General features: G+C 72.1%; 9 protein-coding genes. 4 read left to right on the forward strand and 5 right to left on the reverse strand.

Annotated features, from left to right (window positions below; all coding sequences use genetic code 11):
* The 3 genes from G5C65_RS25480 to G5C65_RS25490 form a co-directional block, all read right to left on the reverse strand.
* The coding region (locus G5C65_RS25480; protein WP_165301272.1) for an NADH-quinone oxidoreductase subunit C at window positions 1-541 on the reverse strand (541 nt) is incomplete at its 3' end.
* Window positions 538-1,209 (reverse strand): NADH-quinone oxidoreductase subunit B, encoded by a 672-nt coding sequence (locus G5C65_RS25485; RefSeq protein ID WP_206442255.1) that lies wholly within the window; start codon window positions 1,207-1,209, stop codon window positions 538-540. The genes G5C65_RS25480 and G5C65_RS25485, both read right to left, overlap by 4 nt.
* On the reverse strand, window positions 1,200-1,571 hold the full coding sequence (locus G5C65_RS25490; protein WP_165301274.1) for an NADH-quinone oxidoreductase subunit A: 372 nt from the start codon (window positions 1,569-1,571) through the stop codon (window positions 1,200-1,202). The genes G5C65_RS25485 and G5C65_RS25490 overlap by 10 nt, the downstream gene beginning before the upstream one ends.
* Window positions 1,572-1,817: 246 nt before the next feature.
* On the opposite strand from G5C65_RS25490, the gene G5C65_RS25495 reads away from it, so the two are divergent.
* The 4 genes from G5C65_RS25495 (at window position 1,818) to G5C65_RS25510 (ending at window position 6,948) form a co-directional block, all read left to right on the forward strand.
* Window positions 1,818-2,993 carry a sensor histidine kinase gene (locus G5C65_RS25495; protein WP_165301275.1) on the forward strand — a complete coding sequence of 392 codons (1,176 nt, stop codon included), beginning with the start codon at window positions 1,818-1,820 and terminating at the stop codon, window positions 2,991-2,993.
* 102 nt (window positions 2,994-3,095) lie between these two features.
* Window positions 3,096-3,755: a LuxR C-terminal-related transcriptional regulator gene (locus G5C65_RS25500; RefSeq protein ID WP_165301276.1), complete on the forward strand. Its 660-nt coding sequence runs from the start codon at window positions 3,096-3,098 to the stop codon at window positions 3,753-3,755.
* Between the two features lie 165 nt (window positions 3,756-3,920).
* Window positions 3,921-5,873 (forward strand): 2-oxoacid:acceptor oxidoreductase subunit alpha, encoded by a 1,953-nt coding sequence (locus tag G5C65_RS25505; RefSeq protein WP_165301277.1) that lies wholly within the window; start codon window positions 3,921-3,923, stop codon window positions 5,871-5,873.
* The gene (locus G5C65_RS25510) at window positions 5,866-6,948 is read left to right on the forward strand and encodes a 2-oxoacid:ferredoxin oxidoreductase subunit beta (RefSeq protein WP_165301278.1); all 1,083 of its coding nucleotides are present in this window, start codon (window positions 5,866-5,868) and stop codon (window positions 6,946-6,948) included. Before G5C65_RS25505 ends, G5C65_RS25510 begins: the two co-directional genes overlap by 8 nt.
* A gap of 113 nt (window positions 6,949-7,061) precedes the next feature.
* Here G5C65_RS25510 and G5C65_RS25515 read toward each other — a convergent pair whose 3' ends face one another.
* Together G5C65_RS25515 and G5C65_RS25520 are read right to left on the reverse strand one after the other, a co-directional pair.
* Complete coding sequence (locus G5C65_RS25515) at window positions 7,062-8,390, reverse strand: amidase family protein (RefSeq protein ID WP_165301279.1); 1,329 nt, start codon at window positions 8,388-8,390, stop codon at window positions 7,062-7,064.
* 3 nt (window positions 8,391-8,393) lie between these two features.
* Window positions 8,394-8,577, reverse strand: a 184-nt coding sequence (locus G5C65_RS25520) for a hypothetical protein (protein WP_165301280.1), incomplete at its 5' end; no start/stop codon positions are given.

Consider the following 8,577-nt stretch of genomic DNA (forward strand, 5'->3'; position numbering starts at 1 on the left):
CGCCGGGCGGGAGCATGGTGCGGCGCTTGGGGCCGCCGTGCCCCGACTCCCCGGGCTCCTTGGCGCCGGGCCAGGTCTTGACGACGCGGGCCGCGAGCACGAAGTCCTTGCGCAGCGGGTGCCCCTCGAAGGCGTCGGGCAGCAGCAGCGGCGCGAGGTGCGGGTGGTCGGTGAAGTCGACGCCGAACATCTCGTGGGTCTCCCGCTCGTGCCAGCCGGCTCCGGCGTAGACGCCGGTGGCGGTCGGGAGGGCGGGCGCCTCGTGCGGCACGGTCGTCCGCAGGACGAGCCGGCGGATTCCCTGGCCCGCGCCGGGAAGGGCGACGACATGGGCGCAGACGCGGATGCCGGTGCCCGGTTCGTCGACGGCGCTGAGCCAGTCGAAGTAGCTGCAGCCCAGGTCGTCCCGGGCCGCGCGCAGCGCCGAGGTCCAGGACTCGGCGGGGACGTCGACGGTCAGCAGCCCGTAGGCGTCCTCGGCCGTGGCGCCGTCGCCGAACAGCGCCTCCGCGCCGTCCGGCAGCCAGCCGACGGTGGTCACCGGCCCCCTCCCTCTCCCGGGGGCGCCACCAGGCCGCTGGTGAGGGCCCCGGCCGGGGTGCGGGCGCCGTCGCCGCTGCCCTTGCCGTCGCCGCTGCCCTTGCTGTCGCCGAGGTAGCGGTGCGCTGTGGACTCCTGGGCGATCTTCTCCTGGAGCTTGAGGATGCCCTGGAGCAGCGCCTCGGGCCGGGGCGGGCAGCCCGGCACATAGACGTCGACGGGGATGATCTGGTCGACGCCCTTGGTGACCGCGTACGAGTCCCAGTACGGGCCGCCGCAGTTGGAGCAGGCGCCGAAGGAGATCACGTACTTCGGCTCCGGCATCTGCTCGTAGAGGCGCTTGACGGAGGGGGCCATCTTGTCGGTGACCGTGCCCGAGACCACCATCAGGTCGGCCTGCCGGGGCCCCGGCGCGAAGGGGATGACGCCGAGCCGGATGAAGTCGTGGCGGGCCATCGAGGCGGCGATGAACTCGATGGCGCAGCAGGCGAGACCGAAGTTGAAGACCCACAGGCTGTAGCGGCGGCCCCAGTTGAGGATCACCTTCATGGGCTCCGGGGCCAGCCGGGCGAGCGGGCCCAGCCGGGGCCCGGCCTCCGTCCGCTGCGGGGGCTCCAGCAGCCGCGGGGGCTCCAGGGGCTGCGGGGTGCCGGGTTCGCTTACGTCCATTCCAGGACGCCCTTCTTGTACGCGTACAGCAGGCCGACGGCCAGGAAGCCGAGAAAGATGAACATCTCCACCAGCGTGATTCCGCCGAATCCGGCCGCGTCGAAGACCGTCGCCCACGGGAAGAGGAAGACGGAGTCCACGGCGAAGATGACGTACAGGAAGGCGTAGACGTAGTAGCGGACCTGGGTGTGCGCCCAGCCCTCGCCGACGGGATCCACCCCGCACTCGTACGTCAGCATCTTCTCCCGCGTCGGCACGACGGGCCGCAGCAGCCGCCCGGCCGCGAAGGCGACGGTGACGAAGAGCGCCCCGAGGACCGCTACCAGTCCGACGACCGAGTAGCCGTGGAAGTAGTCCGGCACGTCCGCCCCTGTCTGGTGTTCCGGTGATCGGTGGGTGTGCTGTGGAAGGTGCTGGGTGCTGTTCGAGGATCTGTCCGCACGGGAGTCTAGGCCCTGCGGGGGTCTGAGAGCACCGGCGCGTCACACTCTGTCCGGACCCGTTCACGGGACGGGCCGCTCCGGCGCTGTGCGGTGGGGTTATCCCCACCCCGGGGCACCTCCGCACCCCATGGCGCGGTCCGCCCGGGACCGGGCAGGCTGGGGCGTATGACCGCGAGCCTCCCGAGAACCACAGCGCCGGCCGCGGACGAGGACACCGAGCGGCTTCCCCCTCCCCGGCCCGTCCTCTCCGCGCAGACCTGGCGGGAGATCGCGCATCTGCTCACCAATGTGTGGATCGACACAGCGGCGTTCTTCTGCGTCGCGGCGATGCTGTGGGCGGGGGCGCTGCTCTCGGTCACCGTCGTCGGGCTGCCGCTGCTGGCCGTGGGGCTGCGGGGGTGCCGTCAGCTGGGCAGGTTCGAGCGCGCCCGCGCCCGGCTGCTGCTGGACGTCCGGATCGACGAGCCCAGCCCGCTGCGCGCCGAGCGCGGCGGCTTCTTCCCCTGGCTGTGGACGACGCTGCGGGACCCGGTGGGCTGGCGGCAGGTGCTCTACTCGCTGATCCGGCTCCCCTGGGGCGGGCTGACGTTCTTCGTCACCGTGCCGGCGCTGCTGCTGGCGTGGCCCGCGCTGCCGTGGATCGCGCGCGGGCTGACCACGGTGGACCGGCTGCTGGTGCGGACGCTGCTGGCGCCGTCGGACGAGCTGGAGCGGCGGGTGGCGGAGCTGGAGTCGGACCGGGGGGTGGTGGTGGACACGGCGGCGGCCGACCTGCGCCGTATCGAACGCGATCTGCACGACGGGGCCCAGGCCCGCCTGGTCTCCCTGGCCATGGACCTCGGCCTGGCCAAGGAGAAACTCCTCGAAGACCCCGAAGCCGCCGCCCGCATGGTCGACGAAGCACACGGCGAAGTGAAAATCGCCCTCCAGGAACTGCGCGACCTCGCCCGCGGCATCCACCCCGCCATCCTCACCGACCGCGGCCTGGGCCCCGCACTCTCCGCCCTCGCCGCCCGCTGCACCGTCCCCGTCACCGTCACCGCCGAACTCCCCGACCGCCCCGCCCCCGCCATCGAAGGCATCGCCTACTTCACCACCTCCGAACTCCTCCAGAACGTCAGCAAACACAGCGCGGCCCACACCGCCGAAATCGAAGTCTGGCGCACCGACCAACGCCTCCTCGTCCAAGTACGCGACGACGGCCACGGCGGCGCCAGCACCACCGAAGGCTCCGGACTCGCCGGACTCGCCGACCGCCTCAGCTCCGTCGACGGACTCCTCGTCCTCGACTCCCCACCCGGAGGCCCCACCCGCATCACCGCCGAACTCCCCTGGCGCTGAGGACGCGACCGCCTCCGGCGCTCCCCCCGGGCGATCTGGGATGCTGGTGTCGGAGGGGTTTCGCATCAGGGGGGCCGGACAGTGGAGCGCACGGAGGACAGAGTGCGAGTGGTGATCGCCGAGGACTCGGTGCTGCTCCGGGAGGGCCTGACGCGGCTGCTCACGGACCGCGGCTACGAGGTCGTGGCCGGTGTCGGGGACGGGGAGGCGCTCGTGCGGACCGTCGCCGAGCTGGCCGACGCGGGAGCGCCGCCGGATGTGGTGGTGGCCGACGTCCGGATGCCGCCGACGCACACGGACGAGGGAGTGCGCGCGGCCGTCAAGCTGCGGGAGACCTACGGGGATCTCGGGGTGCTGGTGCTGTCCCAGTATGTGGAGGAGCAGTACGCCACCGAGCTCTTGGCCGGATCCAGTCGGGGGGTCGGCTATCTGCTCAAGGACCGGGTAGCCGAGGTGCGTGAATTCGTGGACGCGGTCGCGCGCGTCGCCGAGGGCGGCACCGCGCTGGACCCGGAAGTGGTCGCGCAGCTGCTGGGGCGGAGCCGCAAACAGGACGTGCTGGCCGGGCTGACCCCCCGGGAGCGGGAGGTGCTGGGGCTGATGGCGGAGGGGCGCACCAACTCCGCGATCGCCAAGCAGCTCGTGGTGAGCCATGGGGCGGTCGAGAAGCATGTGAGCAACATCTTTCTGAAACTCGGCCTCTCCCAGAGTGACGCAGATCACCGGCGGGTCCTCGCCGTGCTGACCTATCTGAATTCCTGACCCTTGCTGACCAGCGCCGACCGGGACGGGTCGGCGCTGATCGGTACCGCGCAACACCGGGGGCGTCTCAGCAAGCCGTCCAGCATGAGATCACCTTCGGGAAGGTAACCCTTAGCGACGTACGATGGCTGGCGAGCCGCCGCCTTGAGGGAGGTCCGATCCACTGTGACCAGTCAGGTCAGTAGCCCAGTCGGGCATCAGTCCGGCCCGGAGAACGGTCCGGACAACGGACGCGACAAGGAGGTCAGGCGCCTGGACCGGGTGATCATCCGGTTCGCGGGGGACTCCGGTGACGGTATGCAGCTCACCGGGGACCGTTTCACTTCGGAAACGGCCACATTCGGCAATGACCTGTCGACGCTGCCGAACTTTCCAGCCGAGATCCGGGCGCCTGCGGGCACCCTGCCCGGCGTGTCCAGCTTCCAGGTCCACTTCGCCGACCACGACATCCTGACGCCGGGCGACGCCCCGGACGTGCTGGTCGCCATGAACCCGGCCGCGCTGAAGGCGAACCTCCCGGACGTCCCGCGGGGCGCCGAGATCATCGTCAACACGGACGAGTTCACCAAGCGTGCGATGGCGAAGGTCGGCTATGACTCCAACCCGCTGGAGGACGGCTCGCTGGACGGGTACAGCGTCCACCAGGTGCCGCTGACCACACTGACGGTCGAGGCGCTGAAGGAGTACGACCTGGGCCGCAAGGAGGCCGGCCGGTCGAAGAACATGTTCGCGCTGGGCCTGCTGTCCTGGATGTACCACCGGCCCACCGAGCAGACCGAGGCGTTCCTGCGCAGCAAGTTCGCCAAGAAGCCGACGGTCGCGGAAGCGAATATCGCCGCGTTCCGGGCGGGCTGGAACTTCGGCGAGACCACCGAGGACTTCGCGGTCTCCTACGAGGTGGCCCCGGCCTCCGCCGCGTTCCCGCCCGGCACGTACCGCAACATCTCCGGAAATCTGGCGCTGTCCTACGGGCTGATCGCCGCGTCTCAGAAAGCGGACCTTCCGCTGTTCCTCGGCTCCTACCCCATCACCCCGGCCTCCGATGTGCTGCACGAGATGAGCAAGCACAAGAACTTCGGGGTCCGCACCTTCCAGGCCGAGGACGAGATCGCCGCCATCGGCGCGGCGCTCGGCGCCGCCTTCGGCGGCTCGCTGGGCGTCACCACCACCTCGGGCCCCGGCGTGGCGCTGAAGTCCGAGACCATCGGTCTGGCGGTGAGCCTGGAGCTGCCGCTGCTGATCGTGGACATCCAGCGGGGCGGGCCCAGCACCGGGCTGCCCACCAAGACCGAGCAGGCGGACCTGCTGCAGGCGATGTACGGGCGGAACGGCGAGGCGCCGGTGCCGATCGTCGCCCCGGCCACCCCCGCCGACTGCTTCACCGCGGCGCTGGACGCGGCCCGGATCGCGGTCACCTACCGCACCCCCGTCCTGCTGCTCTCCGACGGCTACCTCGCCAACGGCTCCGAGCCCTGGCGCATCCCCGACCTGGACGAACTGCCCGATCTGCGGGTGCGGTTCGCCTCCGGCCCGAACCACGAGCTGGAGGACGGCACCGAGGTCTTCTGGCCGTACAAGCGCGACCCCCACACCCTGGCCCGCCCCTGGGCCGTGCCCGGCACGCCCGGCCTGGAGCACCGCGTCGGCGGCATCGAGAAGCAGGACGGCACCGGCAACATCTCCTACGACCCGGCCAACCACGACTTCATGGTCCGCACCCGGCAGGCCAAGGTCGACGGCGTCGAGGTCCCCGACCTGGAGGTCGACGACCCGGGCGGGGGCGCGAAGGTGCTGGTGCTCGGCTGGGGCTCCACCTACGGCCCGATCGCGGCGGCGGTGCGCCGCATCCGGCGGGCCGGGGGCGAGATCGCACAGGCCCATCTGCGCCACCTCAACCCGTTCCCCCGCAATCTGGGCGAGGTGCTGCGCCGCTACGACAAGGTGGTCGTGCCGGAGATGAATCTCGGGCAGCTGGCCACGCTGCTGCGCGCCAGGTACCTGGTCGACGCGCAGTCGTACACGCAGGTACGCGGGCTGCCCTTCAAGGCCGAGCAGCTCGCGACCCTGCTCGAAGAGCTCCTTAACAGCACAGTCAAGGAGGCCATCACCCATGGCTGAGACTTCGGCCGCCCCGGAGGCGCTGTCCCTGGTGCCCCGGGCGGAGGGCAAGCAGACCATGAAGGACTTCAAGTCGGACCAGGAGGTCCGCTGGTGTCCCGGGTGCGGCGACTACGCCGTGCTCGCCGCCGTCCAGGGGTTCATGCCCGAGCTGGGGCTGGCGAAGGAGAACATCGTCTTCGTCTCGGGTATCGGCTGCTCCTCCCGCTTCCCGTACTACATGAACACCTACGGCATGCACTCCATCCACGGCCGCGCCCCGGCCATCGCCACGGGGCTGGCGTCCTCGCGCCGGGACCTGAGCGTGTGGGTGGTCACGGGGGACGGCGACGCCCTCTCGATCGGCGGCAACCATCTGATCCACGCGCTGCGCCGCAATGTGAACCTCAAGATCCTGCTGTTCAACAACCGGATCTACGGTCTGACGAAGGGGCAGTACAGCCCCACGTCCGAGTCGGGGAAGGTCACCAAGTCCACGCCCATGGGGTCCCTGGACGCCCCGTTCAACCCGGTGTCACTGGCGCTCGGTGCGGAGGCGAGCTTCGTGGCCCGCACGGTGGACTCGGACCGCAAGCACCTCACCGGCGTGCTGCGTGCCGCTGCCGACCATCCCGGTACGGCGCTGGTGGAGATCTACCAGAACTGCAACATCTTCAACGACGGCGCCTTCGAGGTCCTCAAGGACAAGGAGCTCGCCCAGGAAGCCGTCATCCGGCTGGAGCACGGTGAACCGATCCGCTTCGGCGCCCCGGCCGAGGACGGGCTCGGGGCCAAGGGCGTCGTCCGCGACCGGGCGAGCGGGGAGCTGCGCATCGTGGACGTCCGCGCGGAGGGCACGGCGGATGTGCTGATCCACGACGCGTCGGCCGAGTCGCCCGGCACGGCCTTCGCGCTCTCCCGGCTGGCCGACCCGACCACGCTGCACCACACGCCGATCGGGGTGCTGCGGAGCGTGCGGCGCCCGGTCTACGACACGGAGATGGCCGAGCAGCTGGACCACGCCGTCGAGCGGAACGGGAAGGGCGACCTCTCCGCGCTGCTGCACGGCAGCGACACCTGGACGGTAGTCGGCTGACCGCTCCTTCTGAGACGGGCCCGCACCCGCGTGGTGCGGGCCCGTCCTCCGTTCCGGGCACGGGCTGCCCCTGAGAGCTGCCCCTGAGAGCTGTCCCTGAGAGAGACAGGCGCTCAGCCCTCGAAGGCGCGCCCCACGGCCAGGAGGAGCCGCTCCGCGTAGGCGCGGCCGATGAGCTGCAGCCCGACCGGGAGCCCCGCGTCGTCGTGGCCCGCCGGCAGGGAGAGGGCGGGCAGGCCCGTGACGTTGGCGGGCGCGCAGAGCCGTACATACGCGTTGGCGACGGCCTCCGTGCTGCCGTCGTCCCAGGTGAACCTCTCCTGACCGGCCGCCGCCGCGGGCGCGGGCACGGTCGGCGCGGCCACCACGTCCACCTCTTCCAGCAGCGTGTGCCACGCCTGGCGCATCAGGGTGCGGGCGCGCTGCGCGCGCAGATAGTCGACGGCCGGGACGAGCGCGCCCGCCTCCAGCAGCCCCCGCACATCGTCCCCGTACAGCTCGGGGGTGCGGCGCAGCCCCTGCTCGTGGTACGCGGTGGCCTCGGGCACCATCACGCCCCAGTGGGCGGCGTGCACGGTGTCGGCCATCGGGATCCCGACGTCGACGAGCTTCGCGCCGCGCGCCGCGAGCCGTGCGAGGGCGGCCCGTACGACCGCCGCCACCTGGGGGTCGACGCGGTCGAAGAAGTAGTTCGCCGGCACGCCGATCCGCAGCCCGGCCGGCGCGTCGTCGGCGCCCGGCGGCGCCCCCTGGGCGCGGCGGTCCGTCAGCGCGTCGAGCACCAGCCCGGCGTCCTCGGCCGTACGGGTGATCGGGCCGACGTGGTCGAGGGACCAGGACAGCGGCATCACGCCGGCCACCGGCACCAGGCCGTAGGTCGGCTTGAGGCCGACCGTGCCGGTCAGGGCGGCCGGGACGCGGACGGACCCGCCGGTGTCGGTGCCCAGCGCGAAGACGGCTCCCCCGTCCGCCACCGCCGCCGCAGAGCCGCCGCTGGAGCCGCCCACCACCCGCCCTGGCGCCCGGGGGTTCCGGGTCTGCGGGGTGGTCAGGCCGTAGGCCAGCTCGTGGGTGTGCGTCTTGCCCACCAGCACCGCGCCGGCCGCGGCCAGCCGGGCGGCCACCGCGCTGTCCTCGCCCGGGACGCGGTCCGCATACACGGCGGAGCCCGCGGTGGTGGGGATGCCCGCGGTGTCGATGAGGTCCTTGAGCGCCATGGGGATGCCGTGCAGCGGGCCCCTGCGCCGCCCGGCGGCGATCTCCCGTGCGGCCTCGGCGGCCTGCCGCCTGGCCTGCTCGGCGGTGCGGGTCACATAGGCGTTGAGCTCGTCGTGGGTGGCCTCGGCGCGGGCGAGGACCGAGTCGGTCAGCTCCACGGGGGACAGCTCGCGGGCGTCGAGGGCGCGGGACGCCTGGGCCAGCGTCAGCTCGTAGGGGTGCACAGGTCACCGGCCTTCGGGGGTGCCGGAGAGCGCGGGCGGGGTGTCGCCGTAGTCGAGGTCGCGCAGCCGGCTGAGCACCTCGTGGACGGTGCGGGCGACGGCGGCGACCGGCGCGTGCCGTTCGCCGTCCAGCGGCAGTCCCGCGCGGTGGGCCGCACGCGCGGCCTCCTCGGGGGAGAGCGGGGGG

The organism is Streptomyces boncukensis, assembly GCF_011045075.1.
GTDB lineage: Bacteria > Actinomycetota > Actinomycetes > Streptomycetales > Streptomycetaceae > Streptomyces > Streptomyces boncukensis.

What these genes read in the sequence shown, in the direction of transcription:
- G5C65_RS25485 (WP_206442255.1), bottom strand. Translation starts at nt 1,209, where the DNA reads ATGGACGTAAGCGAACCCGGCACCCCGCAGCCCCTGGAGCCCCCGCGG.
- G5C65_RS25495 (WP_165301275.1), top strand. Translation starts at nt 1,818, where the DNA reads ATGACCGCGAGCCTCCCGAGAACCACAGCGCCGGCCGCGGACGAGGAC.
- G5C65_RS25510 (WP_165301278.1), top strand. Translation starts at nt 5,866, where the DNA reads ATGGCTGAGACTTCGGCCGCCCCGGAGGCGCTGTCCCTGGTGCCCCGG.